The 26,998-nt window shown below is 58.9% G+C and carries 28 protein-coding genes; 15 read left to right on the top strand and 13 right to left on the bottom strand.

Annotated elements, in window-relative coordinates; translation table 11 throughout:
- Positions 1–42: 42 nt before the first annotated feature.
- From hypE to hypA, 5 genes are read right to left on the bottom strand one after another with little or no spacing between them, the layout of a single operon-like run.
- A complete protein-coding gene (gene hypE / locus K7R23_RS11140) occupies positions 43–1,053 on the bottom strand; it encodes a hydrogenase maturation carbamoyl dehydratase HypE (RefSeq protein ID WP_024132864.1) in 1,011 nt (336 codons plus the stop codon).
- Positions 1,050–2,171, bottom strand: a complete 1,122-nt coding sequence (hypD, locus tag K7R23_RS11135) for a hydrogenase formation protein HypD (RefSeq protein ID WP_012907199.1) — start codon at positions 2,169–2,171, stop codon at positions 1,050–1,052. Before hypD ends, hypE begins: the two co-directional genes overlap by 4 nt.
- Entirely contained in the window at positions 2,171–2,443 is a 273-nt protein-coding gene (gene hypC / locus K7R23_RS11130) for a hydrogenase 3 maturation protein HypC (protein ID WP_012907200.1), read from the bottom strand. Before hypC ends, hypD begins: the two co-directional genes overlap by 1 nt.
- Positions 2,434–3,306 carry a hydrogenase nickel incorporation protein HypB gene (gene hypB, locus K7R23_RS11125; protein ID WP_012907201.1) on the bottom strand — a complete coding sequence of 291 codons (873 nt, stop codon included), beginning with the start codon at positions 3,304–3,306 and terminating at the stop codon, positions 2,434–2,436. The genes hypC and hypB overlap by 10 nt, the downstream gene beginning before the upstream one ends.
- A 58-nt stretch (positions 3,307–3,364) precedes the next feature.
- On the bottom strand, positions 3,365–3,739 hold the full coding sequence (gene hypA / locus K7R23_RS11120; protein ID WP_012907202.1) for a hydrogenase maturation nickel metallochaperone HypA: 375 nt from the start codon (positions 3,737–3,739) through the stop codon (positions 3,365–3,367).
- A gap of 210 nt (positions 3,740–3,949) precedes the next feature.
- Between hypA and hycA the strand changes: the two genes are divergently transcribed.
- The 11 genes from hycA to K7R23_RS11065 all read left to right on the top strand — a co-directional run bounded on the left by hycA (position 3,950) and on the right by K7R23_RS11065 (position 12,548).
- Positions 3,950–4,411, top strand: coding sequence for a formate hydrogenlyase regulator HycA (gene hycA / locus K7R23_RS11115; RefSeq protein WP_012907203.1), 462 nt, complete (start codon positions 3,950–3,952; stop codon positions 4,409–4,411).
- Positions 4,412–4,544: 133 nt separating this feature from the next.
- Complete coding sequence (gene hycB, locus K7R23_RS11110) at positions 4,545–5,156, top strand: formate hydrogenlyase subunit HycB (RefSeq protein WP_012907204.1); 612 nt, start codon at positions 4,545–4,547, stop codon at positions 5,154–5,156.
- Entirely contained in the window at positions 5,153–6,979 is a 1,827-nt protein-coding gene (gene hycC, locus K7R23_RS11105) for a formate hydrogenlyase subunit 3 (protein WP_012907205.1), read from the top strand. Before hycB ends, hycC begins: the two co-directional genes overlap by 4 nt.
- Before the next feature lie 2 nt (positions 6,980–6,981).
- The gene (locus K7R23_RS11100; protein WP_012907206.1) at positions 6,982–7,905 is read left to right on the top strand and encodes a respiratory chain complex I subunit 1 family protein; all 924 of its coding nucleotides are present in this window, start codon (positions 6,982–6,984) and stop codon (positions 7,903–7,905) included.
- Positions 7,906–7,922: 17 nt separating this feature from the next.
- The gene (hycE, locus tag K7R23_RS11095; RefSeq protein WP_012907207.1) at positions 7,923–9,632 is read left to right on the top strand and encodes a formate hydrogenlyase subunit HycE; all 1,710 of its coding nucleotides are present in this window, start codon (positions 7,923–7,925) and stop codon (positions 9,630–9,632) included.
- 9 nt (positions 9,633–9,641) lie between these two features.
- Positions 9,642–10,184 carry a formate hydrogenlyase subunit HycF gene (hycF, locus tag K7R23_RS11090; RefSeq protein WP_012907208.1) on the top strand — a complete coding sequence of 181 codons (543 nt, stop codon included), beginning with the start codon at positions 9,642–9,644 and terminating at the stop codon, positions 10,182–10,184.
- Positions 10,184–10,951 (top strand): formate hydrogenlyase subunit HycG, encoded by a 768-nt coding sequence (gene hycG / locus K7R23_RS11085; protein ID WP_012907209.1) that lies wholly within the window; start codon positions 10,184–10,186, stop codon positions 10,949–10,951. Before hycF ends, hycG begins: the two co-directional genes overlap by 1 nt.
- On the top strand, positions 10,948–11,358 hold the full coding sequence (locus tag K7R23_RS11080; RefSeq protein ID WP_012907210.1) for a formate hydrogenlyase maturation HycH family protein: 411 nt from the start codon (positions 10,948–10,950) through the stop codon (positions 11,356–11,358). The genes hycG and K7R23_RS11080 overlap by 4 nt, the downstream gene beginning before the upstream one ends.
- Positions 11,351–11,821 carry a hydrogenase maturation peptidase HycI gene (gene hycI / locus K7R23_RS11075; RefSeq protein ID WP_012907211.1) on the top strand — a complete coding sequence of 157 codons (471 nt, stop codon included), beginning with the start codon at positions 11,351–11,353 and terminating at the stop codon, positions 11,819–11,821. The genes K7R23_RS11080 and hycI overlap by 8 nt, the downstream gene beginning before the upstream one ends.
- 86 nt (positions 11,822–11,907) lie before the next feature.
- Positions 11,908–12,180, top strand: a complete 273-nt coding sequence (locus K7R23_RS11070; RefSeq protein WP_012907212.1) for an AbrB/MazE/SpoVT family DNA-binding domain-containing protein — start codon at positions 11,908–11,910, stop codon at positions 12,178–12,180.
- Positions 12,180–12,548, top strand: coding sequence for a type II toxin-antitoxin system PemK/MazF family toxin (locus tag K7R23_RS11065; RefSeq protein ID WP_012907213.1), 369 nt, complete (start codon positions 12,180–12,182; stop codon positions 12,546–12,548). The genes K7R23_RS11070 and K7R23_RS11065 overlap by 1 nt, the downstream gene beginning before the upstream one ends.
- A 58-nt stretch (positions 12,549–12,606) precedes the next feature.
- Here K7R23_RS11065 and K7R23_RS11060 read toward each other — a convergent pair whose 3' ends face one another.
- The 3 genes from K7R23_RS11060 to ascF form a co-directional block, all read right to left on the bottom strand.
- A complete protein-coding gene (locus K7R23_RS11060) occupies positions 12,607–12,843 on the bottom strand; it encodes a SymE family type I addiction module toxin (RefSeq protein WP_024132865.1) in 237 nt (78 codons plus the stop codon).
- A gap of 171 nt (positions 12,844–13,014) precedes the next feature.
- Positions 13,015–14,439 (bottom strand): 6-phospho-beta-glucosidase, encoded by a 1,425-nt coding sequence (locus tag K7R23_RS11055; protein ID WP_012907215.1) that lies wholly within the window; start codon positions 14,437–14,439, stop codon positions 13,015–13,017.
- A gap of 22 nt (positions 14,440–14,461) precedes the next feature.
- Positions 14,462–15,916: a PTS cellobiose/arbutin/salicin transporter subunit IIBC gene (ascF, locus tag K7R23_RS11050; RefSeq protein ID WP_012907216.1), complete on the bottom strand. Its 1,455-nt coding sequence runs from the start codon at positions 15,914–15,916 to the stop codon at positions 14,462–14,464.
- Between the two features lie 264 nt (positions 15,917–16,180).
- Between ascF and K7R23_RS11045 the strand changes: the two genes are divergently transcribed.
- From K7R23_RS11045 to hypF, 3 genes are all read left to right on the top strand, one after another.
- A complete protein-coding gene (locus K7R23_RS11045) occupies positions 16,181–17,197 on the top strand; it encodes a LacI family DNA-binding transcriptional regulator (protein WP_012907217.1) in 1,017 nt (338 codons plus the stop codon).
- 142 nt (positions 17,198–17,339) lie between these two features.
- The gene (gene hydN, locus K7R23_RS11040; protein ID WP_012907218.1) at positions 17,340–17,885 is read left to right on the top strand and encodes an electron transport protein HydN; all 546 of its coding nucleotides are present in this window, start codon (positions 17,340–17,342) and stop codon (positions 17,883–17,885) included.
- Between the two features lie 139 nt (positions 17,886–18,024).
- The gene (gene hypF / locus K7R23_RS11035) at positions 18,025–20,268 is read left to right on the top strand and encodes a carbamoyltransferase HypF (protein ID WP_012907219.1); all 2,244 of its coding nucleotides are present in this window, start codon (positions 18,025–18,027) and stop codon (positions 20,266–20,268) included.
- Positions 20,269–20,519: 251 nt separating this feature from the next.
- Here the strand turns inward: hypF and norW are convergent, their stop codons facing one another.
- Together norW and norV are read right to left on the bottom strand one after the other, a co-directional pair.
- Complete coding sequence (gene norW, locus K7R23_RS11030; protein WP_012907220.1) at positions 20,520–21,653, bottom strand: NADH:flavorubredoxin reductase NorW; 1,134 nt, start codon at positions 21,651–21,653, stop codon at positions 20,520–20,522.
- Positions 21,650–23,095, bottom strand: coding sequence for an anaerobic nitric oxide reductase flavorubredoxin (gene norV, locus K7R23_RS11025; protein WP_012907221.1), 1,446 nt, complete (start codon positions 23,093–23,095; stop codon positions 21,650–21,652). The genes norW and norV overlap by 4 nt, the downstream gene beginning before the upstream one ends.
- 187 nt (positions 23,096–23,282) lie before the next feature.
- Here norV and norR point away from each other — a divergent pair, with 187 nt between their 5' ends.
- Positions 23,283–24,800 carry a nitric oxide reductase transcriptional regulator NorR gene (norR, locus tag K7R23_RS11020; RefSeq protein ID WP_012907222.1) on the top strand — a complete coding sequence of 506 codons (1,518 nt, stop codon included), beginning with the start codon at positions 23,283–23,285 and terminating at the stop codon, positions 24,798–24,800.
- Here norR and gutQ read toward each other — a convergent pair.
- The 3 genes from gutQ to gutM form a co-directional block, all read right to left on the bottom strand.
- Positions 24,797–25,762: an arabinose-5-phosphate isomerase GutQ gene (gene gutQ / locus K7R23_RS11015; protein WP_012907223.1), complete on the bottom strand. Its 966-nt coding sequence runs from the start codon at positions 25,760–25,762 to the stop codon at positions 24,797–24,799. The genes norR and gutQ overlap by 4 nt on opposite strands.
- Positions 25,755–26,528, bottom strand: a complete 774-nt coding sequence (srlR, locus tag K7R23_RS11010; RefSeq protein ID WP_012907224.1) for a glucitol operon DNA-binding transcriptional repressor SrlR — start codon at positions 26,526–26,528, stop codon at positions 25,755–25,757. The genes gutQ and srlR overlap by 8 nt, the downstream gene beginning before the upstream one ends.
- A gap of 68 nt (positions 26,529–26,596) precedes the next feature.
- Positions 26,597–26,956: a transcriptional regulator GutM gene (gene gutM, locus K7R23_RS11005; protein ID WP_012907225.1), complete on the bottom strand. Its 360-nt coding sequence runs from the start codon at positions 26,954–26,956 to the stop codon at positions 26,597–26,599.
- Positions 26,957–26,998 lie beyond the last annotated feature (42 nt).

Below are 26,998 nucleotides of genomic sequence, written 5' to 3'. Positions count from 1 at the left end.
AGGCCGGATAAGCGTTCAGCGGCTATCCGGCATTATGACAAACTAACAGATTCGCGGCAGCGGCTCGGCGTGCGGTAAATCAAGCGTGCGCTTCACGCCGTAAAGACCCGCCAGGCGCACGCCTTTACGTTCCACCACTTCGCCAATCAGCGCCGCGTCGCGCCCCAGCGGATGGGCCTGTAGCGCCGCCAGCGTTTGTTCCGCCGCCTGACGATCCACGGCGATCACCAGTTTGCCTTCGTTGGCGAAGTTGAGGGCATCCAGCCCCAGCAGCTCGCAGACGCCGCGAACCGCAGGTTTTACCGGGAGTGCGGATTCGGACAGTTCGATCCCGCAGCCGCAGGCGGCGGCAAATTCATGGGCCACCGCATTAACGCCGCCGCGGGTGGCGTCACGCAGCGCCTTCACGCCCGGAATATCCCGCAGCGTCTGGATAAGCGGTGTTAATACCGCGCAGTCGCTGACCAGCTCGCCGTCCAGCCCCAGCTGTTCACGCAGGTTGAGGATGGTGGCGCCGTGATCGCCCAGCGTGCCGCTGACCAGCAAAACGTCCCCGGCGGCCAGCGTTTGCGCGCCCCAGCGGATGCTGGCGGGAATTGCTCCCATCCCGGCAGTGTTGATAAACAGCTTATCCGCCGCGCCGCGCTGAACAACTTTGGTGTCGCCGGTGACGATGGCGATATTCGCCTCGCGCGCGGTGGCGGCCATGCTGTTGACCACGGCCTTCAGCGTCTCCATCGGCAGCCCTTCTTCAAGGATAAAGCCGCAGGAGAGGTAGCGCGGGATCGCGCCGCTGACCGCAACGTCGTTGGCGGTGCCGCAAATCGCCAGCTTACCGATGTTGCCGCCGGGGAAAAACAGCGGGTCGATGACGTAGCTGTCGGTGGAAAAAGCCAGACGATCGCCTTCGGCCACCAGCTGCGCCAGCTCCAGCCGCGCCTGGTCTTCCTGCTCGGCCAGCCACGGATTGGCGAAGGCCTCCATAAACAGGCTGTTGATCAGTTGCTGCATGGCCTGACCGCCGCTGCCGTGGGCGAGTTGTACGCTGTTCATGCTTCACACTCCTGCTGACGATACTGATACCAGGCGGCGCATGCCCCTTCCGATGAGACCATCAGCGCGCCAAAGGCTGTTTCCGGGTTACAGGTCTTACCAAACAGCGGGCACTGATGCGGTTTGCATTTCCCGGTCAGCACTTCGCCGCAGCGGGCGCGCGGATCGTCGCAGACCTGCTGCGGCGCCGGACGGAAGTGGGCTTCGGCATCAAAGCGCTGATAATCCGCCGTCAGATGCACGCCGGAAGAGGCGATGACGCCCAGTCCACGCCACTCGCTGTCGCCGGTCACGCAAAACACTTCGGCGATGGCCTGCTGCGCCAGCAGGTTACCGGCGTCCGGCACCACGCGGCGATACTGATTTTCCACCTGACTGTGGGCCGCTATTTTCTGCTCAACCAGCATCACCACGCCTTGCAGTAGATCAAGCGGTTCGAATCCGGCGACCACCAGCGGACGATTAAAGTCGCTGGCAATGAAATTATAGGCGTCGGTACCGATCACCATACTGACGTGACCCGGCGCGAGGAAGGCGTCGATGCCGTTGTCGGGCTGTTCGAGCAGGCTGCGAAGGGTTGGGATAAGCGTAATGTGCTGGCAGAAAAAATAAAAATTCTTTACGTCGCGCAGTTTCGCCTGCTGAAGCGTGATGGCGGTGGTCGGCATGGTGGTTTCAAAACCGAGGCCGAAAAACACGACTTTACGCGTCGGGTTCTCCTGCGCCAGTTTAAGGGCGTCCATCGGCGAGTAGACGATGCGAACGTCCGCGCCGCGCGCTTTCACCTGCAGCAGCGAACCCTGTTTACCGGGCACGCGCATCGCGTCGCCGAAGGTGCAGAAAATCACCTCCGGACGGCTGGCGATCTCCACACAGCTGTCGATACGTCCCATCGGCAGCACGCAGACCGGGCAGCCAGGGCCGTGGATAAACTCGACGTTGTCGGGCAGCAACTGGTCAAGGCCAAACTTGAAGATCGCGTGGGTATGGCCGCCGCAGACCTCCATAATGCGCAGTGGACGTTCGGCGGTGTAAGGCAGATGAGCGGCGCGCTCGCGCAGATGCTCAATCAACTGCATCACCTGTTCCGGCGCGCGGTATTCGTCAACAAAACGCATTATTTTTCCTCGCCATACAGCAAAGCGCCGACGTCCGGCTCTACATCAAACATGTTCTGTAGCGCGTCGAGGGTGTCGCGCGCTTCGGCTTCGTTAATCACGCTCATCGCAAAGCCGACGTGAACCAGCACCCACTGACCGATGCGCGGCGCGCCGTTTTCATCACAGTTGCCTACCAGCGTCAGATCGACGTCGCGCTGAATGCCGCAGACGTCGACTTTGGCCTGATTGCCATCAATGGCGCGGATCTGGCCGGGAACGCCTATGCACATCGCTGCGCCTCCAGCCAGTTCAGCCACTGGTCCATCCCCTCGCCGCTGGTGGCGGAAATGAGGATAATCTCAATGTCCGGATTGACTTCGCGGGCGCAGGCAAGGCACTTCTCCACGTCGAAATTAAGGTATGGCAGCAGGTCGACCTTGTTGAGCAGCATCAGCGAGGCGGCGGCAAACATATGCGGATATTTCAGCGGCTTGTCTTCGCCTTCGGTGACGGACAGCACTGCGACCTTGTGGCGTTCGCCGAGATCGAAGCTGGCCGGACAGACGAGGTTGCCGACGTTTTCAATAAACAGAATGCCGTTGTCCGCCAGCGGTAAACGCGGGGCGGCGTCGGCGATCATCTGTGCGTCGAGATGGCAGCCCTTACCAGTGTTGACCTGAATGGCAGGCGTGCCGGTGGCGCGGATCCGCGCGGCGTCGTTGACCGTCTGCTGGTCGCCTTCAATCACCGCGCAGGGGACGCGGTCTTTCAGCCTGATCAACGTTTCTGTGAGCAGGGTGGTTTTGCCGGAACCAGGGCTTGAGACGAGGTTGAGCACCAGATGCTGGCGCGCGGCGAAGCGGGCGCGGTTGCGTTCGGCCAGGCGGTTGTTTTTATCCAGCACGTCGATTTCCACTTCCAGCATCCGGCGCTGGCTCATTCCCGGCGCGTGGGTGCCGGCTTCGCCGTGACCGTAGTGCAGATCGCCTTCTTCGCTCTGTTTCGGGGTAAATGCCGGGGTTTTGATAGCGGTAATATTCAGCGTCGGGCGAGCGGCCGGGGCAAACGGCGCGCTACGAAACGCCGAATGCGGGTTATGCTCATCACCCTCTATATAAAGGTTGCCTTCAGCGCAACCGCACGTTGTACACATTGCTCACTCCTGATCTGTTTCTTGCTGTAAGCCGGATGGCGGCTTCGCCTTATCCGGTCTACGGGTTTGTGCCGTCCGACGCTGGACTCTCATCAATCTCTATGCGCCGAATCTGTAATCCATCATCGGCCACGATGCACAGCGTATCGCTGTTGCATTGCGGACAACGGCGCACGCGCTGGGTTAATAACGTGACGTATTGCTGGCAGGATTCGCACCAGCATTCGGCTTCCTCTTGTTCGAGGTGCAGTTTACAACCTTCCGCCACGGTGCCACGGCATACCAGATCAAAACAAAAGGAAAGAGCGCTGCTTTCTACGCAAGAAAATGCGCCAATTTTGAGCCAGACCGCAGTGACTCGTTTCGCCCCATGTGCGACAGCCTGTTGTTCGATCAATTCCAGCGCCCGCTGGCTAAGGGTAATTTCGTGCATATTGCCTCCCGCAGTGATGGGCTGGGTTAAGCAATTACCATGCCAGCCTGAAAAACGGCGGTCTGGCGGAATGTCGACAATGACGAAATGACATGTCATCAGCGCGTCGAAAAGCCCCTCTGATTCAGTAAATCTACTAAAAACAACCAATTAAAAACTGGCATGGAAAATGCTTATGGCTGGCTATCTCTGTTAAACGGGTAACCTGACATGACTATTTGGGAAATAAGCGAAAAAGCCGACTACATCGCGCAGCGGCATCGTCGCCTACAGGACCAGTGGCATATTTACTGCAACTCGCTGGTTCAGGGTATCACCCTGTCAAAAGCGCGCCTGCATCACGCGATGAGCTGCGCGCCGGATAAAGATCTCTGCTTTGTGCTGTTCGAACACTTTCGTATCTACGTCACGCTGGCAGATGGCTTTAACAGCCACACCATCGAATATTACGTTGAAACCAAAGATGGTGAAGATAAGAAGCTGATTGCGCAGGCGCAGTTAAGCATCGACGGCAGCGTGGACGGCGAGATCAGCAACCGCGACCGCGAGCGGGTGCTGGAACACTATCTCGACAAAATCGCCAGCGTCTACGACAGGCTGTACGCCGCCGTTGAGAGCGGGACGCCGATCAATCTGAGCCAACTGGCGGCGGGACAAAGTCCGGCGGCTTAAGCCCGTTTTCAACTGTGAGGTCGCGCCGCGCGCCGTCACAGGAAGTTTTAGGAACAGACGTGTCGATAAGTGTCGAAATGACATTTTCCCGACGTGTTTTCGTCAAAAATGACTATCACCTGAGGAATGCCTGGTGAATCGTTTTGTAATTGCTGACTCCACGCTCTGCATCGGCTGCCACACCTGTGAAGCCGCCTGTTCAGAGACGCATCGCCAGCACGGCCTGCAGTCTATGCCGCGCCTGAAAGTGATGCTGAATGAAAAAGAATCTGCGCCGCAGCTTTGCCACCACTGTGAAGATGCGCCCTGCGCCACCGTTTGTCCGGTCAATGCCATTAACCGGGTCGATGGCGCGGTACAGTTGAATGAAAGCCTGTGCGTAAGCTGCAAACTGTGCGGCATTGCCTGCCCGTTTGGCGCTATTGAATTTTCCGGCAGCCGACCGCTGCACATTCCGGCAAACGCCAATACGCCGAAAGCGCCGCCTGCGCCACCGGCACCGGCGCGCGTCAGCACGCTGCTGGACTGGGTGCCGGGCGTGCGCGCCATCGCGGTGAAGTGCGATCTGTGCAGCTTTGATGAACAGGGTCCTGCGTGCGTGCGGATGTGTCCGACCAAAGCCCTGCATCTGGTGAACAACATGGATATTGCCCGCGCCAGCAAGCGGAAACGTGAGCTGACCTTCAATACCGATTTCGGCGATCTCACCTTGTTTCAGCAGGCTCAGAGTGGGGATGCAAAATGAGCGCAATTTCATTAATTACCAGCAGCGTCGTGTGGTTCGCCGCCGCCGCGGTTCTGGCGTTTCTGTTTTCCTTTCATAAACCGCTGAGCGGCTGGATCGCGGGGGCAGGCGGCGCAGTCGCCAGCCTGTGCGCCGCGGGCGCCGGGTTCCTTGTGCTGACCCGCGGGGTTGCGGTCAGCGGCGTGCTGCCGCTTATCGGCCACGGGGTGCAAATCAGCCCGCTGAATGCCATCTGGCTGATTACCCTCGGCCTGTGCGGGCTGTTTATCAGCCTCTATAACATCGACTGGCATCGTCACCCGCAGGTTACGGCTAATGGCCTGCTGGTTAATCTGCTGATGGCGGCGGCGGTTTGCGCCGTCGTCGCCAGCAATCTGGGCGCGCTGGTGGTGATGGCGGAAATTATGGCGCTGTGCGCCATGTTCCTGACCGGATGCAGCAAAGAGGGCAAGCTGTGGTTTGCGCTCGGGCGTCTCGGCACGCTGCTGCTGGCGCTTGCCTGCTGGCTGGTGTGGCAGCGCTACGGCACGCTGGAATTACGCGCGCTGGATTTGCGCACCCAGGAACTGCCGCTGGGCGCCGACATCTGGCTGCTGGGCGTGGCGGGCTTTGGCCTGCTGGCGGGGATTATCCCGCTGCACGGCTGGGCGCCGCAGGCGCACGCCAGCGCCAGCGCTCCCGCCGCCGCGCTGTTCTCCACCGTGGTGATGAAGGTCGGGCTGCTGGGCATCCTGTCGCTGTCGCTGATCGGCGGCAACGCGCCGCTGTGGTGGGGCGTTCTGCTGCTGGTGCTCGGCATGATCACCGCTTTCGTCGGCGGTTTGTACGCGCTGATGGAGCATAACATTCAGCGTCTGCTGGCGTATCACACCCTGGAAAACATCGGCATTATTCTGCTTGGCCTCGGGGCTGGCGTCACCGGCATCGCGCTGCAACAGCCTGCGCTGATTGCGCTGGGGCTGACCGGCGGGCTGTATCACCTGGTGAACCACAGCCTGTTTAAGAGCGTGCTGTTTTTGGGCGCGGGCAGCATCTGGTTCCGTACCGGCCACCGCGATATCGAAAAGCTCGGCGGCATTGGCAAACGGATGCCGGTCATTTCTGTGGCGATGCTGGTGGGGCTGATGGCGATGGCCGCGCTGCCGCCGCTGAACGGTTTTGCCGGCGAGTGGGTGATCTATCAGTCCTTCTTTAAGCTGGGCGACAGCGGCGCGTTTGTGGGGCGTCTGCTGGGGCCGCTGCTGGCGGTTGGCCTGGCGATTACCGGCGCGCTGGCGGTGATGTGTATGGCGAAAGTCTACGGCGTGACCTTCCTTGGCGCGCCGCGCACCAAAGAGGCGGAAAACGCCTGCTGCGTACCCATCCTGATGGGGGCGAGCGTGGTGGCGCTGGCAATTTGCTGCGTATTGGGCGGCGTTGCCGCGCCGTGGCTGCTGCCGATGATTTCCACCGCCGTTCCTCTGCCGCTGGAAACGGCGAACACCACCGTGTCGCAACCGATGATCACCCTGCTGCTGATCGCCTGTCCGCTACTGCCATTTATCATCATGGCGATCTGCAAAGGCAACCGCCTGCCGTCACGCTCGCGCGGCGCGGCGTGGGTCTGCGGCTACGACCACGAACGGTCGATGGTCATTACCGCGCACGGTTTCGCCATGCCGGTGAAAGAGGCTTTTGCGCCGGTACTTAAACTGCGCAAATGGCTTAATCCGGTATCGCTGGTTCCGGGCTGGCAAAACGCGGAGGCGCCGGTTCTGTTTCGTCGCCTGGCGCTGATTGAGCTGGCGGTGCTGGTGGTGATTGTGGTTTCCCGAGGAGCCTGAGAATGAATGTTTTGTATCCGTTAATTCAGGCGCTGGCGTTATTTGCCATTGCGCCGCTGCTGTCAGGCGTTACCCGCGTGGCGCGCGCCCGTCTGCACAATCGTCGCGGGCCGGGCGTTCTGCAGGAGTACCGCGACATTATCAAACTGCTCGGTCGGCAAAGCATCGCCCCTGCCGATGCCGGCTGGGTGTTTCGTCTGACGCCGTTTGTGATGGTCGGCGTGATGCTGACCATCGCCACCGCGCTGCCGGTGGTGACCGTCAGTTCGCCGCTGCCGCCGCTGGGCGATTTGATCACCCTGATTTACCTGTTCGCCATTGCCCGTTTCTTCTTTTCCATCGCCGGTCTGGATACCGGTAGCCCGTTTACCGCGATCGGCGCCAGCCGTGAAGCGATGCTTGGCGTGCTGGTGGAGCCGATTCTGCTGCTGGGCCTGTGGGTTGCCGCGCAGGTGGCAGGCTCCACTCACATCAGCAATATCACCGACGTCATTTACCACTGGCCTGCGGCCCGCAGTATTCCGCTGATCCTCGCGCTGTGCGCCTGCGCGTTCGCCACTTTTATCGAGATGGGCAAACTGCCGTTTGACCTGGCGGAAGCGGAGCAGGAGCTACAGGAAGGCCCGCTGACCGAATACAGCGGCAGCGGCTTCGCGGTGCTGAAGTGGGGCATCAGCCTCAAACAGCTGGTGGTGCTGCAACTGTTTGTCGGCGTATTTCTGCCGTGGGGCCAGATGGAAACCTTCAGCTTCGGCGGACTGCTGCTGGCGCTGGTGATTGCCGTCGTCAAACTGCTTGTCGGCGTGCTGGTGATTGCCCTGTTTGAAAACAGCATGGCGCGCCTGCGTTTTTGCGCCACTTCCCGCGTGACCTGGGCCGGTTTTGGGTTTGCGTTTTTAGCGTTCGTCTCCTTGCTGGTGGCGTGATTTAAGAGAGTTTGAGCATGTCTGAAGAAAAATTAGGTCAACACTACCTTGCGGCGCTGCATGAGGCTTTCCCCGGCGTAGTGCTGGACGAAGCCTGGCAGACCAGAGATCAACTGACCATCACCGTTAAGGTGAACTACCTGCCGGAAGTGGTTGAATTTCTGTACTACAAACAGGGCGGCTGGCTTTCGGTTCTGTTCGGTAACGATGAGCGCCAGCTGTGCGGGCATTACGCGGTTTACTACGTGCTGTCGATGGAGCAGGGGCAGAAGTGCTGGATTACGGTGCGCGTGGAGGTTGATCCGAACAAACCGGAGTACCCGTCCGTTACGCCGCGCGTTCCCGCCGCCGTCTGGGGCGAGCGCGAAGTGCGCGATATGTACGGGCTGATCCCGGTCGGCCTGCCGGATGAACGCCGCCTGGTGCTGCCGGATGACTGGCCGGATGAACTCTATCCGCTGCGTAAAGACAGCATGGATTATCGTCAGCGTCCGGCGCCGACGACCGACGCTGAAACCTACGAGTTTATCAACGAGCTGGGCGATAAGAAAAATAACGTGGTGCCGATTGGTCCGCTGCACGTGACCTCCGATGAACCGGGGCACTTCCGCCTGTTCGTTGACGGCGAAAACATTATCGACGCCGACTACCGCCTGTTCTACGTTCACCGCGGTATGGAAAAGCTGGCGGAAACCCGCATGGGTTACAACGAAGTCACCTTTTTGTCAGACCGCGTATGCGGCATCTGCGGCTTCGCCCACAGCACGGCGTACACCACTTCCGTCGAGAACGCGATGGGCATTCAGGTGCCGGAGCGCGCGCAGATGATCCGCGCGATTCTGCTGGAGGTGGAGCGTCTGCACTCGCACCTGCTGAACCTCGGCCTGGCCTGTCACTTCACCGGCTTTGACTCCGGCTTTATGCAGTTCTTCCGTGTGCGTGAAACGTCAATGAAGATGGCGGAAATTCTCACCGGGGCGCGTAAAACCTATGGCCTGAACCTGATCGGCGGGATTCGCCGCGATCTGCTGAAAGATGACATGATTCAGACCCGCCAGCTAGCGCAGCAGATGCGCCGCGACGTGCAGGAGCTGGTGGATATGCTGCTCAGCACGCCGAATATGGAGCAGCGCACGGTCGGCATTGGTCGACTCGATCCGCAAATCGCCCGTGACTTCAGTAACGTCGGCCCGATGGTGCGCGCCAGCGGCCACGCCCGCGATACCCGCGCCGATCACCCGTTTGTCGGCTACGGTCTGCTGCCGATGGAGGTCCACAGCGAGCAGGGCTGCGACGTCATCTCCCGCCTGAAGGTGCGCATCAACGAAGTCTACACCTCGCTGAATATGATCGACTTCGGCCTGGACAACCTGCCGGGCGGTCCGCTGATGGTGGAAGGGTTCACCTACATTCCGCACCGCTTTGCGCTGGGCTTCTCGGAAGCGCCGCGCGGTGACGACATTCACTGGAGCATGACCGGCGACAACCAGAAGCTGTACCGCTGGCGCTGCCGTGCGGCGACCTACGCTAACTGGCCGACCCTGCGCTACATGCTGCGCGGCAATACCGTCTCCGATGCGCCGCTGATCATCGGCAGCCTCGATCCTTGCTACTCCTGTACCGACCGGATGACCGTGGTCGACGTGCGGAAGAAGAAGAGCAAAGTCGTGCCGTACAAAGAACTTGAGCGCTACAGCATTGAGCGTAAAAACTCGCCGCTGAAATAAGGAATCGCCATGTTTACCTTTATCAAAAAAGTTATCAAAACCGGCGCGCAGACCTCCTCTTACCCGCTGGAGCCGATTGCGGTTGATAAAAACTTCCGCGGCAAACCGGAGCACAACCCGCAGCAGTGCATTGGCTGCGCGGCCTGCGTCAACGCCTGTCCGTCGAACGCGCTGACGGTGGAAACCGATCTGGCCACTAACGAGCTGGCCTGGCAGTTCAACCTCGGGCGCTGCATTTTTTGCGGGCGCTGTGAAGAGGTCTGCCCGACGGCGGCGATCAAACTCTCTCAGGAGTATGAGCTGGCGGTGTGGAAAAAAGAGGATTTCCTGCAACAGTCGCGCTTTGCGCTGTGTCACTGTCGCGTGTGCCAGCGTCCTTTCGCGGTGCAGAAGGAGATCGACTACGCCATTGCGCTGCTGAAGCACAACGGCGACAGCCGCGCGGAGCATCACCGCGAAAGCTTTGAGACCTGCCCGGACTGCAAACGACAGAAGTGCCTGGTGCCGTCCGACCGTATTGAACTGACTCGCCATATGAAAGAGGCCAGCTGATGAGCAATTTATTAGGCCCGCGCGACGCAAACGGTATTCCTGTACCGATGACGGTGGACGAATCCATCGCCAGCATGAAGGCGTCTTTACTGAAAAACATTAAGCGTTCGGCATACGTTTACCGCGTGGACTGCGGCGGCTGTAACGGCTGTGAAATTGAAATTTTCGCCACCTTATCGCCGCTGTTCGACGCCGAACGTTTCGGTATTAAGGTTGTGCCGTCGCCGCGCCATGCCGACATCCTGCTGTTCACCGGGGCGGTGACCCGGGCGATGCGCTCACCGGCGCTGCGCGCCTGGCAGTCCGCGCCGGACCCGAAAATCTGTATCTCTTACGGCGCCTGCGGCAACAGCGGCGGGATTTTTCACGATCTGTACTGCGTCTGGGGCGGCACCGATAAAATCGTTCCGGTAGATGTCTACATTCCGGGCTGCCCGCCCACGCCTGCGGCGACCCTCTACGGCTTTGCGATGGCGCTGGGTCTGCTGGAGCAGAAAATCCACGCCCGCGCGCCGGGAGAACTGGACGACCAGCCGGCAGACATTCTGCATCCGGATATGGTACAGCCGCTGCGGGTGAAGGTGGATCGCGCGGCGCGTCGTCTGGCGGGGTATCGCTATGGTCGCCAGATTGCCGATGATTACCTCAACCAGTTAGGCAAAGGGGAACATCAGGTGGCGCGCTGGCTGGAAGCGGAAAACGATCCGCGCCTGACGGAGATCGTTAATCATCTGAACCATGTGGTGGAAGAGGCGCGGATCCGATGAGTGAAAAGGTGGTGTTCAGTCAACTGAGCCGTAAGTTTATTGATGAGAACGATGCGACGCCCGCCGAGGCGCAGCAGGTGGTCTATTACAGCCTCGCGATTGGTCACCACCTCGGGATAATCGACTGCCTCGAAGCGGCGCTGACCTGTCCGTGGGAAGCGTACCTGGCGTGGATTGCCACGCTGGAAGCGGGCAGCGATGCCCGCCGTAAAATGGAAGGGGTGCCGAAGTACGGCGAGATTGTTATCGATTACAATCATGTGCAGATGCTGGCGCGCGCGTTTGACAACGCGCTCGCGGCGCAAACCCCGCAACAGCAGGCATGGAGCAAACAGATGCTCGGCATGCTGCATAATATTCATCAGGAAAGCGCCATTTATCTGATGGTGAGGAGAGTGCGTGACTGACGTTTTACTGTGTGTTGGCAACAGCATGATGGGCGATGACGGCGCCGGACCGCTGCTGGCGGAGAAGTGCGCCGCCGGGCCGAAAGGCGGCTGGATCGTCATCGACGGCGGCAGCGCGCCGGAAAACGATATCGTGGCGATCCGCGAACTGCGCCCGGATCGCCTGCTGATTGTCGATGCCACCGACATGGGGCTGAATCCCGGCGAGATCCGTATTATCGACCCTGACGATATTGCCGGGATGTTTATGATGACCACCCACAATATGCCGCTCAATTACCTGGTCGATCAGCTAAAAGAGGATGTCGGCGAGGTGATTTTCTTAGGTATTCAGCCGGATATCGTCGGTTTTTATTATCCGATGACCCAGCCGGTTAAAGATGCGGTGGACATCATCTATCAGCGGCTCGACGGCTGGCAAGGGCACGGCGGTTTTGCGCAGTTAGAGGCGCCGGAGACATAAGCTGTCATTCGTCTGTCTTTCAGGTGTGACTTTGTGTGACTTGCGCTATACTCCGGTGTAACTTTGTCACACTTAGGGGAGACGTTATGCCATTAACAAAACTGAGACAGCAGGGCGGAGCGGTCGTTGTGACAATTCCAGGTGAAATCGCCTCTGCTATGGGCTGGAGCGCCGGGACGACCCTGATTGTGACGGCTGATGGTAATACGGTTAGCATGACGCCAGCGAAGCGCGTCGCCAGAGGCCGCCGTTCCGTCACGGAGATACTGGACGGAATCGACGAACAGGAAATCTCCAGGTTTAATGACGACATGCGTGATGACTTGTCTGACGCTCCTCAGGGTAAGGAGAAAATTTGATGGCTCAGGGAAGGAGAACGCCGGCAAAGGGAGAAATTTGGCACGTTAATGGTGATCCTGTGGAGGGGCATGAATTTAGAGGGGCCCACTACTACCTCGTTATTTCTGACAAAAAACTGGTTTCCGCATTGGGTACGGCGGTTTGCGTGCCAGTGACAAGCGGTGGCGTACTGTCGCGTTCTCATGCGGTAACCGTTTATCTGGATGGCGATAGCACAGATACCGGACGCATTACGGGGGTTGTGTTTTGTTATCAACTCCGCGCGTTGGATCTGGTTGCGCGCAATGCCCGTTACGCTGCGACTGTTGCGCCACATATCATGGACGAAATCTTAGGCATGGTGATTGATCTCATTGATCCGCAATAATTCTGCCTGTCATTCTCATAAAAGAAGAATGCAGGAATAATCATTCCTGCAAAAAGAATTACTCTCTCGCCAGCCCGATTATCAGCTTTCCCTGCATTACCTCAACGTTCACCACCGTTCCGGTGGGGAAACCCGCCTGCTCCAGCCAGTCGCCGTTAATCGTTAACGATGCGTGGCGGGTATAGCGTCGCGTATTGCCGGTTTTACGATCCTCATGACGCTTTCTGACATAGCCGACTTTTAAACGACGGAGTGGTTTTGTTATTGCGGCTTTATTTTCGCTCTGAACAGTCATAAACGATTCCTTGTTGCCCACGCACAGAAGTAAAAATACCTGTTTAAAATGCCAGTAAAAAGCGGCGCGGGCAAATCTGAAACTGGAAGGCGAATTCCAAAAAGAGAATGCAATAAATGTAACGGGAAAGCAGAGAGGCCGGACAAACGCAAGCGCCGTCCGGCAAGCCGATTACGCCAGGTCTTCTCCGTTGCTGGCGATCGCTTTTTTATACCACCAGAATGATTTTTTACGGATTCGCGCAAGGGTGCCGCTTCCGTCATCGTTGCGGTCGACGTAGACGAAACCGTAGCGTTTGCTCATTTCGCCCGTCGATGCCGATACCAGATCGATGCAGCCCCAGGTGGTATAACCCATCAGCGGCACGCCGTCTTCGATAGCGTCGGCCATCGCCCGGATATGTTCGCGCAGATAGCCGATCCGGTAATCATCGTTGATCTCACCGTTGGCATCGATTTCATCTTTTGCGCCGAGGCCGTTTTCCACCAGAAACAGCGGCTTCTGATAGCGGTCATACAGCATGTTCATCGTGATACGCAGGCCGAGCGGGTCGATGCCCCAGCCCCATTCGCTGACCGGCAGGTAGGGATTACGCAGCGATTTGACCACGTTAGCCGCGCTGGTGTTATGGGCGTTCATTTCCGCCGAGGCGCAGCGGGAGGCGTAGTAGCTGAATGACACGAAATCGACGGTGTTTTTCAGGATTGCCTCGTCTTCCGGCATTTTCTCGATCGTGACCCCTTTTTCACGCAACAGGCGGGCGGACCAGGCCGGATACGCGCCGCGCGCCTGGATATCAATAAAGAACAGGTTTTCACGATCCTTCTCCAGCGCCGTCCAGACATCTTCCGGTTTGCAGGACCAGGGATAGAAATTCCCGCCCGCCAGCATACAGCCGACCTGGTTCTGCGGGTTAACGTCATGGGCGATACAGGTCGCCAGCGCGCTGGCGACCAGCTCATGATGGGCGGCCTGGTATTTCACCTGCTCCTGATTCTCCCCTTCCTCAAACACCAGCCCGGCGCCGGAAAATGGGCTGTGCAGCATGATGTTGATTTCATTGAAGGTCAGCCAGTATTTCACCAAGCCGTCAAAGGCTTCAAAGCAGGTGCGGGCATAGCGGGTGAAAAATTCCACCATTTTACGACTGCGCCAGGAGCCGTATTTCGTCACCAGATGCATCGGCACGTCGAAGTGGCAAAGCGTTACCAGCGGTTCGATGCCGTACTTTTTACATTCGGCGAACAGCGAGCGGTAAAAGGCAATGCCCTCTTCGTTAGGGATCAGTTCGTCGCCGTCAGGGTAAATGCGGCTCCAGGCAATCGAGGTGCGAAACACCGTGAAGCCCATTTCCGCCATCAGCGCGATATCCTCTTTATAGCGATGGTAAAAATCGATCGCCTCATGGCTCGGGTAAAATTCGTCATTCCGCAGTTGAAAACGCTTTTCCAGCCCCAGCTTGACCGCCATGCGATGCGCGCCGTGCGGGATCATATCGACGGTGGTCAACCCTTTGCCATCCTCGCGATACGCCCCTTCAGACTGGTTGGCGGCCAGCGCGCCGCCCCATAAAAATCCTTGCGGAAATACAGACATAGTAAACCTCAGTTAATGCCAGTCAGACGCTGGCCTGTTTTGCAGTATTCGGTTGTGCGGCGTGCTTATCGCGCGCCTGCGCGGCGGCCTCTTCGACGGGAATATCCTCGAAGCCGAGCAGCAGCGTCAGCACGAACGACAGCACCACCGCCAGCGCCATCACGCCAAACACCCAGACAATGGTCATGGGGTTGGCCGGATCGAAGAACTGGACGCTGGTAAACAGGCCGGGCGCCGCCATCGAGTGGCTGGCAAGGCCGGCCATACCGGCCACCGCGCCGCAGATAAAGCCGCTGATCAGGCTGGCGATTAATGGCCGCTTCAGACGAATCGCCACCCCGTACAGCGCCGGTTCCGAAATCCCGGCCATAATGGCGGAGGCGGCGGCTGCCAGCGCGGTCTGGCGCAGCGCCGGGTTTTTGGTTTTCCACGCCACCGCCAGCGAAGAGCCGCCGAGCGACAGGTTCGCGCCAATCTCCGACGGCATCACCATGCCCTCTTTGCCCGTCTCGGCGATGGTCTGAATGATGGTTGGAGTAAAGACGCGGTGCATCCCGGTCATCACCAGCAGAGGCCACAGCGCGCCCATGATGGCGACCGAAAGCCAGCCCAGATAACCGTGAATGGTATAGACCAGCGCCGAAATGGCGCTGCCGATCCAGATGCCGATCGGGCCTATCAGCACGATAGCGAGCGGGGCGGCGATCAATACGATCAGCATTGGTTTGAGGAAGTTTTTCGTCACCGCCGGCGTAATGCGATCCACCCAGCGTTCGATATAGGACAGGCACCAGGTCATCACCAGCGCCGGGATCACCGTGTAGGTGTATTTCACCGCGGTGACCGGGATGAGCGCGAACTCCACGTGCTCGCCCTGCGCCGCTTTCGCCATCAGGTCGATAAAGCTCGGGTGCACCAGCACGCCCGCAATGGCGATGGCCAGCGACATATTGGTTTTAAATTTAATGGCGGCAGAGGCGGCGACCATCAGCGGCAGGAAGAAGAACGCGCCGTCGCCAGTCACCGTCAGGATGGTCAGCGTTGAGGAGCCTTTCTCCAGTAAGCCGGGCATTTCGAGGATCATCGCCAGCAGTTTCAGCATCGATCCGCCGATAATCGCCGGGATCAGCGGCGACATGGTGCCGATCAGCGCGTCAAGGATCCCCGCGCCAATGCGCTTAAGCGTCAGCTTCGGTTTACCGACCGGTTCCGCGGGCTGCATACCGGCGGGCAGCAGGCCGACGACTTCACTGTAAGCCTGCGAAACGGTATTGCCGACGATCACCTGGCACTGGTTGTCATTGCGGACCACCCCGAGCACGCCGTCGATCGATTTCAGCGCGGCGCTGTCGACCAGCGAGTCATCTTTGATAACGAAACGCAGACGCGTCATGCAGTGAGTCACTGCGGTGATATTGTCTGCGCCACCCAGAGCCATCACTACCGAGCGCGCCAGCGCTGCATAATTCCTGGACATAGGATTTTTATCCTGTTTTATCAGTAGGGTACGTTTTATTTTTGCCGTCCGTTCAGGGGAGAGCGCGACGGTGATGAAATGTTAATGAGAAACCGGTTTCACAAAATCATGAATAGTTAATATGTATTCCACAAGATGTGATTTTTACTATTTTTTATAAATGTGACTTTTATCACTTATGTTTTTTGGTCGCGGTTTACCATCAGGGACAACCACGCAGCGGTGCAGTACACTGCGTCTCATTGCGGGAAAAGGGATAAAAAGATGACGACAATGCTGGAGGTAGCGAAGCGGGCGGGAGTGTCAAAGGCAACGGTGTCGCGGGTGCTTTCAGGGAACGGTTACGTCAGCCAGGAGACAAAGGATCGCGTATTCCAGGCGGTGGCGGAGAGCGGCTACCGGCCAAATCTGCTGGCGCGCAGCCTGGCGGCGAAAACCACCCAGACGCTGGGGCTGGTGGTGACGAACACCCTCTATCATGGGGTCTATTTTAGCGAACTGCTGTTCCATACCGCCCGGATGGCGGAGGACAAAGGGCGTCAGCTGCTGCTTGCCGATGGAAAACACAGCGCGCAGGAGGAACGTCAGGCGATCCAGTACCTGCTGGATTTGCGCTGCGACGCGATCATGATTTACCCGCGCTTTCTCAGCGTCGATGAGATCGATAAGATCATCGACAGCCATCCGCAGCCGATTATGGTGCTCAACCGTCGACTGCGCAAAAACAGCAGCCACTGCGTCTGGTGCGATCACAGGCAAACCAGCGAGAATGCGGTGAGCGAGCTGATTGCCGCCGGGCACCGACAGATTGCCTTTATCACCGGCTCAATGGACTCGCCAACCGGCGTGGAACGTTTATCCGGTTATAAAGACGCCCTGACCCGCCACGGTATCGCCATCGATGAAAACCTGATCGTCCGGGGCAAATGGACGCCAGCCTGCGGCGCGGCGGGGGTGGAAACGCTGCTTGCGCGCGGCGCGGCCTTTAGCGCGCTGGTCGCCAGTAATGACGACATGGCGATTGGCGCGATAAAGCAGCTTCATGACCGTGGAGTGGCGGTGCCGTCACAGGTGTCGGTGATTGGCTTTGACGATATTGCGCTGGCGCCATACACCGTTCCGGCGCTTTCCAGCGTCAGGATCCCGGTGACCGACATGATCAAGGAGACGATTGGTCGTCTCATCTTTATGCTCGACGGCGGGGCGTTTACGCCGCCGAAAACCTTCACCGGTTCGCTTATCCGGCGCGCTTCCGTTGCGCCGCTACCTTCGTCGCTGTGATTGTCACCCGTCATCGTCATTCGTGACGATGACACCGTTTTTTTCCATTTCTTTGACTAAATAGTTTTAAATTACAATAATATAAAAACTGGCATGATTTATGTATGTTCCGGCACATTATCCGTTATTGCTGGAGAATTTGATGAACCGTTTCATCATTGCAGACGCCAATAAATGCATTGGTTGCCGTACCTGTGAAGTGGCCTGCGTGGTCTCCCATCAGGAAAACCAGGACTGCGCGTCGTTAACCCCTGATACCTTTTTACCGCGTATTCACGTTATTAAAGGCGTGAATGTCTCGACGGCGACGCTGTGCCGCCAGTGTGAAGACGCGCCGTGCGCCAACGTCTGCCCGAACGGCGCTATCAGCCGGGATAAAGGCTTTGTTCACGTTATGCAGGAGCGCTGCATTGGTTGCAAAACCTGCGTAGTGGCCTGTCCGTATGGTGCGATGGAAGTGGTCGTTCGCCCGGTGGTGCGCAACAGCGGGGCGGGATTGCAGGTGCGCGCCGAAAAAGCGGAAGCCAACAAATGCGATCTGTGCCATCACCGCGACGCGGGACCGGCGTGTATGGAGGCCTGCCCGACGCATGCGCTGATCTGCGTTGACCGTAATAAGCTGGAACAGCTGAGTGCGGAAAAACGCCGCCGCGCCGCGCTGGATTCTTCTGCGTCATTGCTGTTCTGATCGCTGTAAAACCGCGTAAAATAGCGCAGTCTTTATGCCTGATGGTGCTGCGCTTATCAGGCCTGCAGGCGCGCAAGACGTAAGCCGGATCGGGCAAAGCCGCCATCCGGGATATCGCGGATCACGGTGAGACATCAAAATGGCAACAACCAACCACTCCGGCGTACAGTTACGCATTCGGGGCAAAGTGCAGGGCGTCGGTTTCCGGCCCTTTGTCTGGCAATTGGCGCAACAGCTGCGCCTGCACGGCGATGTCTGTAACGATGGCGACGGCGTGGTGGTCCGCCTGCTGGAAGAGCCGGCGACCTTTATCCGCGAACTGCATCAGCACTGCCCGCCGCTGGCGCGCATCGACAGCGTAGAGCAGGCGACGTTTATCTGGAGGCAGCAGCCTGCGGAATTCACCATCCGTCAGAGCGCGGGCGGTGCGATGAACACGCAAATCGTGCCGGATGCCGCCACCTGTCCGGCATGTCTTGAAGAAATGAATACCCCCGGCGAACGGCGCTATCGCTATCCTTTCATCAACTGCACCCACTGCGGCCCACGCTTTACCATTATTCGCGCAATGCCCTACGACCGCCCTTATACCGTTATGGCGGCGTTTCCGCTCTGTCCGCAGTGTGACCAGGAGTATCGCGACCCGTATGACCGCCGCTTCCACGCCCAGCCGGTAGCCTGTCCGCTATGCGGCCCGCATCTGCAATGGCGCAGCGGCGATGCTTATGCGGAAAAAGAGGCGGCATTAACCGCGGCGGCAGAGGTGCTGAAAGCGGGCGGAATTGTCGCCGTTAAAGGCATTGGCGGCTTTCATCTGGCCTGCGACGCGCGAAACCCCGACGCGGTGGCAACGCTGCGGGCGCGCAAGCGCCGTCCGGCAAAACCGCTGGCGGTGATGCTGCCGGACGATGGCGGTCTGCCGACGGCGGCGCGGGAGTTACTCAACGCGCCCGCCGCGCCGATAGTGCTGATCGACAAACGGTACGTTGCTTCACTGTGCGCGGAGATTGCCCCCGGGCTGAGCGAAGTGGGGGTGATGCTGCCCGCCAATCCGTTACAGCATCTGCTGATGCAGGCGCTGAATTGCCCGCTGGTCATGACCTCCGGCAACCTCAGCGGCAGGCCGCCCGCGATGAGCAACGCTCAGGCGATGGAGGATTTGCAGGCGATTGCCGACGGCTTCCTGCTGCACAACCGTGATATCGTGCAACGGATGGATGATTCGGTGGTACGCGAAAGCGGTGAAATGCTGCGACGTTCGCGGGGCTACGTGCCGGATGCCCTGGCGCTGCCGCCGGGATTTCATGACCTGCCGCCGATGCTGTGTCTGGGGGCGGATCTGAAAAACACCTTTTGTCTGCTGCGCGGCGGTCAGGCGGTGCTGAGCCAGCATCTGGGCGATCTCAGCGACGATGGCATTCAGGGCCAGTGGCGCGAGGCGCTGCGCCTGATCCAGAATATCTACGACTTTACGCCAGAGCGCGTGGTGCGCGACGCGCATCCCGGCTATGTCTCCGGTCAGTGGGCCAGCGAGATGAACCTGCCGACAGAAAGCGTGCTGCACCATCACGCCCATGCCGCGGCCTGTCTTGCCGAGCACGGCTGGCCGCTGGACGGCGGCGATGTTATTGCGCTGACGCTGGACGGTATTGGCATGGGCGAAGCGGGCGCGCTATGGGGCGGAGAGTGCTTGCGGGTGAACTACCGCGAGTGTGAACATCTCGGCGGTCTGCCCGCCGTGGCGCTGCCGGGGGGCGATCTCGCCGCCCGCCAGCCGTGGCGGAATCTGCTGGCCCACTGTTTACGCTTTGTGCCCGACTGGCAACAGTATCCGCAAACCGCCATGCTTCAGCAGCAAAACTGGCCGGTGCTGGCGCGCGCGATTGAGCGCGGCCTTAACGCGCCGCTGGCGTCGTCCTGCGGACGTCTGTTTGACGCCGTGGCGGCGGCGCTGGAGTGTACGCCAGTATCGCTCAGCTATGAAGGCGAGGCGGCCTGCGCGCTGGAAGCGCTGGCGACGCAGTGTGACGAGGTAACCCATCCGGTGACCCTGCCGCTCAGCGGCAATCAGCTGGATCTGGCGACCTTCTGGCGTCAGTGGCTGAACTGGCAGGCGACGCCCGCTGCGCGCGCATGGGCGTTTCATGACGCGCTGGCGCAGGGCTTTGCCGCGCTGATGCGTGAACGGGCCGCGGCGAGGGGGATCGCCACCCTGGCGTTCAGCGGCGGCGTAATGCACAACCGATTACTGCGCGCGCGGCTGGCATTTTATCTCTCTGATTTTGAACTGTTATTCCCGCAGCAGCTTCCGGCGGGCGATGGCGGGCTGTCATTCGGGCAGGGGGTTATCGCGGCGGCGCGCTGGCTGGCAAGCCAAAAATAAAAAAAGCCCCGGGACTGGCGGGGCAAAACAACAAGCAATAGTGTACGTCCGTGTACGTGAGGTTAGTAAAGCAGTGGCAGCGTTGCCGGATGGCGACGCATAATCTCTCATCCGACCTGCAATCTTACGTAGGCCGGATAAGGCGCAGCCGCCATCCGGCAAACTGTGCCGGGGGCGCTTCGCTTGCCCGGCCTACAACAGACCCGTCTCCAGGCCGGATAAGGCATCGCCGCCATCCGGCACAGCCGGACTTATGCCGGTAGCGATTTCAGCAAAGCGAACGCCTCTTTCATCCGGTCTTCGCTCACGACGAAGGCGCAAAGCTGACCTTCTTCGTTCATCCCTTTCGCGACCATCCCGTCGGCTTGCGTACCGATCTGCCAGCTCAGATCGCGCCGCTGGGTTTCTCCGGCGAGATGCAGCGGCAGCTCCGGCGTTTTGATTTTCACCAGCATAGCGGGCAGCTTCAGCGGCGCATTGCCGCCGAGCAGGTTCTTCGCCAGGTACATCGCGCTGAGCTGGATGGGTTGCAGGAATGGCAGCACCTGACCGTTGATTTCCGCGCAGTCGCCGAGAGCATAGATATCCGCATTGCTGGTTTGCAGGTAGCTATCCACGCAGACCCCGCGATTAACCGTTACTCCGGCGCGGCGCGCCAGCGCCGTTTCCGGGCGCAGGCCGGTGGCGGCAATCACCGCATCCACCTCAATGCTGCGATCGCGATCCAGCGTGGCGCGAATGCCGCTATCGGTTTTCTCCAGCGACTGGAGCTGTGATTTCAGCAGCAGGTGCACGCCCATGTCGGTAAGCCGGTGCTGTAAGCGACTGCTCACTTCAGGCGGCATCAGCGAGGCGAGGATGCTGGCGGCGTTGTCGATCAGCGTCACCGCTTTACCGGCGCGGCAGAAGTCCATCGCTAACTCGCTGCCAATCAGCCCACCGCCGACAATCAGCACCCGCTGCGCGTCGTGCAGCTGCGTTTCACAGGCGCGGTACTCCTGCTGGCTGTTTAAAGTAAGCATTAACTCACGCCCCGGCACAGGCGGAACGAAGGCCGCCGCGCCAGTGGCCAGCACCAGCTTTTCGTACTGCCACTGTTTGTCCTGGCTTTTCACCACGTGGGCGTCGGCGTCGATGTCGGTCACCCAGGTATGCGGGAAAAGGCGCAGATTAAACTGTTCGGCAAACTCCCCCGCCGACTGGCGGGTGAGGTCATCGGCGCGCTGGGCCTGGCTTATCACATGGCTGAGATCGGGCTTGTTGTACTCATCCATGCTGTCGGCGGCGATCAGGGTTAACGGAATCTCCGCGTCCTGCTTACGGATATTTTTCACTAACTGGCGGGCGGCGAAGCCCGAACCAATGATAACTATTCCCCGGCTCATTTTGCCTCCGTCGCCAGTTCGTCGAACACTTCTTTACCTAATGAACATTCCGGGCACAGGAAGTTGTCCGGCACTTCGCTCCACGGCGTACCCGGCGCGACTTCCTGCATCGGCTCGCCTTTGGCCGGGTCGTAGATCCACTGGCAGACGCTGCACTGCATGCAGGGGCCGAGATCGGCGGCCGCAGGCGCTTCAGCCGGAGCGCTTTCTGCCGCTACTGCTTTCGGCGCGGCTTCCGGCAGCGGGGCGAGCGCCCACTGACGGGCAATGTCACGACCGTGCTGGCGGCACAGTTCCAGCGCGTCCAGATCCGGACGCCATTTCGCCTTCAGGCTCAGCGACATTTCAAAACCGGCGTCCTGCAGGCGAGTGGAGAGACGGTCAACCGCGCCGCCGCTCCAGCCGTGGGAACCGAAGGCGCTGGCGCGTTTATTACGAAAACGCAGGCCGGTCATCTCTTCCACCAGACCGGCGATTTTCGGCATCATCACGTTGTTCATGGTGGAGGTGCCGACCAGCACGCCTTTTGAACGGAAGACGTTAGTGAGAATTTCATTTTTATCGCTGCGGGCAACGTTAAAAATTTTCACCGCCACGTTCGGGTCGACTTCATTAATGCCCTGGGCGATGGCGTCGGCCATCATGCGGGTGTTATTGGACATGGTGTCATAGAAGATGGTGATGCGATCTTCCTGATAGTCCGCCGCCCATTTCAGGTACAGTTCGACGATCTGCGTCGGGTTATCGCGCCATACCACGCCGTGCGAGGTGGCGATCATATCGACCGGCAGGTTGAAGCCGAGGATCTCGGTGATTTTTGGCGTTACCAGACGGCTGAACGGGGTCAGAATGTTAGCGTAGTAGCGCTGGCACTGCTCAAACAGTTCACTCTGATCTACTTCATCATTAAACAGACGTTCGTCGCAGTAGTGCTGTCCGAAGGCGTCGTTACTGAACAGCACCGCGTCGCCGGTCATGTAGGTCATCATGCTGTCCGGCCAGTGCAGCATCGGAGTTTCGACAAAAATCAGCTGTTTGCCGTTGCCGATATCCAGCGTGTCGCCGGTTTTGACCACGTTAAAGTTCCATTCCGGATGATGGTGATGACCGGTAATCGAGTCGATGGCGTTGGCGGTGCAGTAGATTGGCGTATCCGGGATCTGGGTCATCAGCTCCGTCAGCGCCCCGGCATGATCTTCTTCCGCGTGGTTAATGATGATGTAATCAATGTCGGCAAGGTCGATTTCGGCGCGCAGGTTCTGTACGAACTCACGGCTGAATTTATGATCGACGGTATCAATCAGGACGTTTTTTTCTTCGCGGATGAGATAGCTGTTGTAGCTGCTGCCGCGCAGGGTTTTGTATTCAGTACCGTGAAAATCACGCACTTCCCAGTCACGTTGGCCAACCCAATGAATGTTATTTTTAACCAGAATAGACATAGCAACCTCAATTAATTCAGCGTTGTTCGAAAGTGTTGTTTTGCTTATTGCAGGTTGCGTGCCAGTTTTTTATTGAATTTATTTTAAAGGGTTTTTTATTTTCCTGGTGTTTTTTTATAGTCAAAAAGACTATCACTATTACAGTCAATATGACATTATAGATTGTCAAAATGACAATGAGGTAATGATGAGCTTTTCTGTAGACGTGCTGGCGGGTATCGCCATTGAGTTACAGCGCGGCGTCGGGCATCAGGACCGTTTTCAGCGTCTGATTACCACGCTGCGCCAGGTGCTGGAGTGTGACGCCTCGGCGCTGCTGCGCTATGAGGCGCGGCAGTTTATTCCGCTGGCGATCGACGGTCTGGCGCAGGACGTGCTGGGCAGGCGCTTTACCCTGGAAGGGCATCCGCGGCTGGAGGCCATCGCCCGCGCCGGTGACGTGGTGCGCTTTCCGGCGGACAGCGATCTGCCCGATCCGTATGACGGGCTGATTCCCGGCCAGGAGAGCTTAAAAGTGCACGCCTGCATCGGCCTGCCGCTGTTTGCCGGGCAAAATCTGATTGGCGCGCTGACCCTCGACGGTATGGCGCCGGATCAGTTTGACGTATTCAGCGACGAGGAGCTACGGCTGATCGCCGCGCTGGCCGCCGGGGCGCTCAGTAATGCGTTGCTGATTGAACAACTGGAAAGCCAGAATATGCTGCCGGGCCCGACCCCCGATTTCGGCCAGGTAAAAGAGACGCAGATGATTGGCCTGTCGCCCGGCATGATGCAGCTGAAAAAAGAAATTGAGATTGTGGCGGCCTCCGATCTCAACGTCCTGATCAGCGGTGAAACCGGCACCGGGAAAGAGCTGGTGGCGAAAGCGATTCATGAGGGATCGCCGCGGGCGGTAAATCCGCTGGTCTATCTGAACTGCGCCGCGCTGCCGGAGAGCGTCGCCGAGAGCGAGCTGTTCGGGCATGTCAAAGGCGCGTTTACCGGAGCCATCAGCAACCGTAGCGGTAAGTTTGAGATGGCCGATAACGGCACGCTGTTTCTGGATGAAATCGGCGAGCTGTCGCTGGCGTTGCAGGCCAAACTTTTACGTGTTCTGCAATACGGCGACATTCAGCGCGTCGGTGACGACCGCAGCCTGCGCGTTGACGTGCGCGTGCTGGCGGCGACCAACCGCGATCTGCGCGAAGAGGTGGTGGCAGGACGCTTTCGCGCCGATTTGTTCCACCGCCTGAGCGTCTTTCCGCTTTCCGTTCCGCCGCTGCGCGAGCGCGGGGAGGACGCGGTGCTGCTGGCGGGCTATTTCTGCGAGCAGTGTCGGCTACGGCTGGGACTTTCCAGAGTGGTGCTGAGTCCGGGCGCGCGCAGCCATCTGCTGAACTACGCCTGGCCGGGCAACGTGCGCGAACTGGAACATGCCATTCACCGCGCGGTAGTGCTGGCGCGGGCGACGAGGGCGGGGGATGAAGTGGTGCTGGAAGCGCAGCACTTCGCATTGCAGGAAGAGGCTATCGCGTCGCAAACGGAAACCCTGCCGGAGAGTGCGCCGCATACCAGTTTACGTGACGCCACCGAATCTTTTCAGCGCGAGATGATCCGTCGGGCGCTGGCGCAGAATAACCATAACTGGGCGGCCAGCGCGCGGGCGCTGGAGACGGACGTCGCCAACCTGCACCGGCTGGCGAAGCGTCTGGGGCTGAAAGGCTAGAGGATCCCGGCCTGATAAAAGTCCTGCAGGTTGATGGCGCCGGTGAGCTTGCCGTTTTCATCAACCACCGGCGCGGCGGTGATTTTGCGCTTCATCAGGATCTCTTTGGCGTCAATGGCGCGACTGTCAGCCTGAAGCGTGATGCCGTTGCGGGTCATCGCTTCGCTGACCGGCGTGGTGAGCGCGCCGCCGCCGACCAGCCAGCGGCGCAGGTCGCCGTCGGTAAAGACGCCGTTCACCTGCTGTTGCGCGTCGCAGACGGCGACCAGACCGAGTCCGGTACGGCTTAACTCAAGCATGGCGTCCATTACGCTGGCGGACAGCTGCACCTGCGGCACCGCGTCGTCACGACGCATCAGGTGATGCACCTTGTTAAGCAGCCGGGCGCCGAGCGCGCCAGCCGGGTGCGAGCGGGCAAAATCCTCTTCGCTGAAGCCGCGCGCCTGCATTACCGCCATTGCCAGCGCGTCGCCCATCATCAGGGTGTTGACGGTGCTGGAGGTTGGCGCCAGGTGCATCGGACAGGCCTCGCGTTCAACCGAAATGTCCAGAACGGCTTTCGCCGCCAGCCCCAGCGGCGAGCCGGGCTTACCGGTCATCGCCAGCAGGGCAATGGATTTATCTTCCAGGCGCGGGATGATCAGATCCAGCTCTTTGGCGCCGCCGGAGTAGGAGATAAACAGCATCACGTCGCGGCTTTCGATCATTCCCAGATCGCCATGCAGCGCCTCTGCCGGATGTACGAAAAAGGCCGGGGTGCCGGTACTGGCGAGGGTCGCGGCGATTTTTTTGCCGATATGCCCCGATTTGCCGATACCCGAAACCACCACTTTGCCTTCGCAGTGGATAATGGTATTGGCGGCGCGGACAAAATCATCGCCCAGACGTTCCGGCAGACGGCTTGCTTCCTGTAGCTCCAGCAATAACGTCTGACGGCCTGCGTTCAGTAGTGCATCACTCATTGGTTTCTCCGGTTATGATCACGTCTATTCCTTTCTCTTCCAGCGCCCGACGAAACGCCGGATCGATGCCCGCGTCGGTAATCAATTTATCGACGCTTTCCAGGCTGCATACGACATTCGGGCTTTTGCGGCCAAACTTTGACGAGTCGGCCATCAGAATCACTTCGCGCGCGGCGTTGCACATCGCTTTGCTGACGGTGTAGACCTCGTTAAAGGTGGTAACGCCTGCGTCCAGGTCAATGCCGTCGGTGCCCATGAAGAGTTTGTCAAAACTGAACTGCGCAAAGGCGTTTTCCGCCAGCTGACCATGAAACGAGGCCGATTTTTTACGGAAGGTGCCGCCGGGCATCAGGATGGTTTGTTCGTTATCTAACTCTGACAGCGCGTTAACAATATGCAGGCTGTTGGTCATTACGGTGATATTACTGAAGCGGCTGAGCATTGGCACCATCTGTAAAACGGTGCTGCCGGCGTCGAGAATGATCGAGTCGCCGTCGTAGATGAACCTGACCGCCGCTTCGGCAATACGCGCCTTTTTATGCGTATTGATCAGCGTCTTGTGATCGATAGGCGGGTCAGACTCCTCTTTATTTAACACCACGCCGCCATAGGTACGTATGACGGTGCCGGCATTTTCCAGAATGACCAGATCCTTGCGGATGGTCGTGCCCGTGGTGTCAAAGTGCTGGGCCAGTTCCTCAACCGAGCATTTTCCCTGCTTTTGCAGATGCTCCAGAATGGCGGCCTGACGCTGACGAGGTTTCATTGGCGTGCATATCCTGAATTGAAGTTTCGAAATGACAATTTCGCAAGCTATTGGCATTCACAACGAAATTATCCTTGTTTCAGATTAAGCGCCAATGATAGTGCATTCTGTGATAGCGGATCACGGGGAAAGATCACATCAGGCTGTAATTCATTGAGATGTTTACCCTGAATAGAGGGAATTTTTAGGGGGCTGGCGAATACCGTCAGCCCTTTCATAAACAATGTATCCGTTACCCGCTGATTTTCGTCGAGCGCGATGGCGACCACCACGCGAGGTTTAAACCGTCCGCCTGAGCGTCCCACGCCGACCCGCCCCTGTTGACAAAGCAGGTCAAAGGCGCGGTTAAAGCGGGAGAGCTGCCAGCCGCCGAGAGCCAGTTGCGCGCCCCAGGCGATAACAGCGACGGTAATCAGTGCGGAAACCATTATATGCTCCTTAAATTGTCTACCGAAGATCGGGCCTACGGT

The sequence above is a fragment of the Citrobacter rodentium NBRC 105723 = DSM 16636 genome (assembly GCF_021278985.1).
Lineage (GTDB): Bacteria > Pseudomonadota > Gammaproteobacteria > Enterobacterales > Enterobacteriaceae > Citrobacter_A > Citrobacter_A rodentium.
Note: the sequence above shows the minus strand (reverse complement) of the source record. Positions and strands in the feature narration are given on the sequence as shown.

Excerpts from the sequence above, each read along its gene's own strand:
- ascF (WP_012907216.1), bottom strand. The coding sequence starts at position 15,916 with ATGTCCAGGAATTATGCAGCGCTGGCGCGCTCGGTAGTGATGGCTCTG.
- gutQ (WP_012907223.1), bottom strand. The coding sequence starts at position 25,762 with ATGAGTGATGCACTACTGAACGCAGGCCGTCAGACGTTATTGCTGGAG.
- K7R23_RS11060 (WP_024132865.1), bottom strand. The coding sequence starts at position 12,843 with ATGACTGTTCAGAGCGAAAATAAAGCCGCAATAACAAAACCACTCCGT.
- K7R23_RS11070 (WP_012907212.1), top strand. The coding sequence starts at position 11,908 with ATGCCATTAACAAAACTGAGACAGCAGGGCGGAGCGGTCGTTGTGACA.
- norR (WP_012907222.1), top strand. The coding sequence starts at position 23,283 with ATGAGCTTTTCTGTAGACGTGCTGGCGGGTATCGCCATTGAGTTACAG.
- hypE (WP_024132864.1), bottom strand. The coding sequence starts at position 1,053 with ATGAACAGCGTACAACTCGCCCACGGCAGCGGCGGTCAGGCCATGCAG.
- hycF (WP_012907208.1), top strand. The coding sequence starts at position 9,642 with ATGTTTACCTTTATCAAAAAAGTTATCAAAACCGGCGCGCAGACCTCC.
- hypC (WP_012907200.1), bottom strand. The coding sequence starts at position 2,443 with ATGTGCATAGGCGTTCCCGGCCAGATCCGCGCCATTGATGGCAATCAG.
- hypD (WP_012907199.1), bottom strand. The coding sequence starts at position 2,171 with ATGCGTTTTGTTGACGAATACCGCGCGCCGGAACAGGTGATGCAGTTG.
- hydN (WP_012907218.1), top strand. The coding sequence starts at position 17,340 with ATGAACCGTTTCATCATTGCAGACGCCAATAAATGCATTGGTTGCCGT.
- hypB (WP_012907201.1), bottom strand. The coding sequence starts at position 3,306 with ATGTGTACAACGTGCGGTTGCGCTGAAGGCAACCTTTATATAGAGGGT.
- K7R23_RS11055 (WP_012907215.1), bottom strand. The coding sequence starts at position 14,439 with ATGTCTGTATTTCCGCAAGGATTTTTATGGGGCGGCGCGCTGGCCGCC.
- srlR (WP_012907224.1), bottom strand. The coding sequence starts at position 26,528 with ATGAAACCTCGTCAGCGTCAGGCCGCCATTCTGGAGCATCTGCAAAAG.
- gutM (WP_012907225.1), bottom strand. The coding sequence starts at position 26,956 with ATGGTTTCCGCACTGATTACCGTCGCTGTTATCGCCTGGGGCGCGCAA.
- K7R23_RS11080 (WP_012907210.1), top strand. The coding sequence starts at position 10,948 with ATGAGTGAAAAGGTGGTGTTCAGTCAACTGAGCCGTAAGTTTATTGAT.
- norV (WP_012907221.1), bottom strand. The coding sequence starts at position 23,095 with ATGTCTATTCTGGTTAAAAATAACATTCATTGGGTTGGCCAACGTGAC.
- hypF (WP_012907219.1), top strand. The coding sequence starts at position 18,025 with ATGGCAACAACCAACCACTCCGGCGTACAGTTACGCATTCGGGGCAAA.
- K7R23_RS11065 (WP_012907213.1), top strand. The coding sequence starts at position 12,180 with ATGGCTCAGGGAAGGAGAACGCCGGCAAAGGGAGAAATTTGGCACGTT.
- hycC (WP_012907205.1), top strand. The coding sequence starts at position 5,153 with ATGAGCGCAATTTCATTAATTACCAGCAGCGTCGTGTGGTTCGCCGCC.
- hycG (WP_012907209.1), top strand. The coding sequence starts at position 10,184 with ATGAGCAATTTATTAGGCCCGCGCGACGCAAACGGTATTCCTGTACCG.
- hycA (WP_012907203.1), top strand. The coding sequence starts at position 3,950 with ATGACTATTTGGGAAATAAGCGAAAAAGCCGACTACATCGCGCAGCGG.
- hypA (WP_012907202.1), bottom strand. The coding sequence starts at position 3,739 with ATGCACGAAATTACCCTTAGCCAGCGGGCGCTGGAATTGATCGAACAA.
- K7R23_RS11045 (WP_012907217.1), top strand. The coding sequence starts at position 16,181 with ATGACGACAATGCTGGAGGTAGCGAAGCGGGCGGGAGTGTCAAAGGCA.
- K7R23_RS11100 (WP_012907206.1), top strand. The coding sequence starts at position 6,982 with ATGAATGTTTTGTATCCGTTAATTCAGGCGCTGGCGTTATTTGCCATT.
- hycE (WP_012907207.1), top strand. The coding sequence starts at position 7,923 with ATGTCTGAAGAAAAATTAGGTCAACACTACCTTGCGGCGCTGCATGAG.
- norW (WP_012907220.1), bottom strand. The coding sequence starts at position 21,653 with ATGAGCCGGGGAATAGTTATCATTGGTTCGGGCTTCGCCGCCCGCCAG.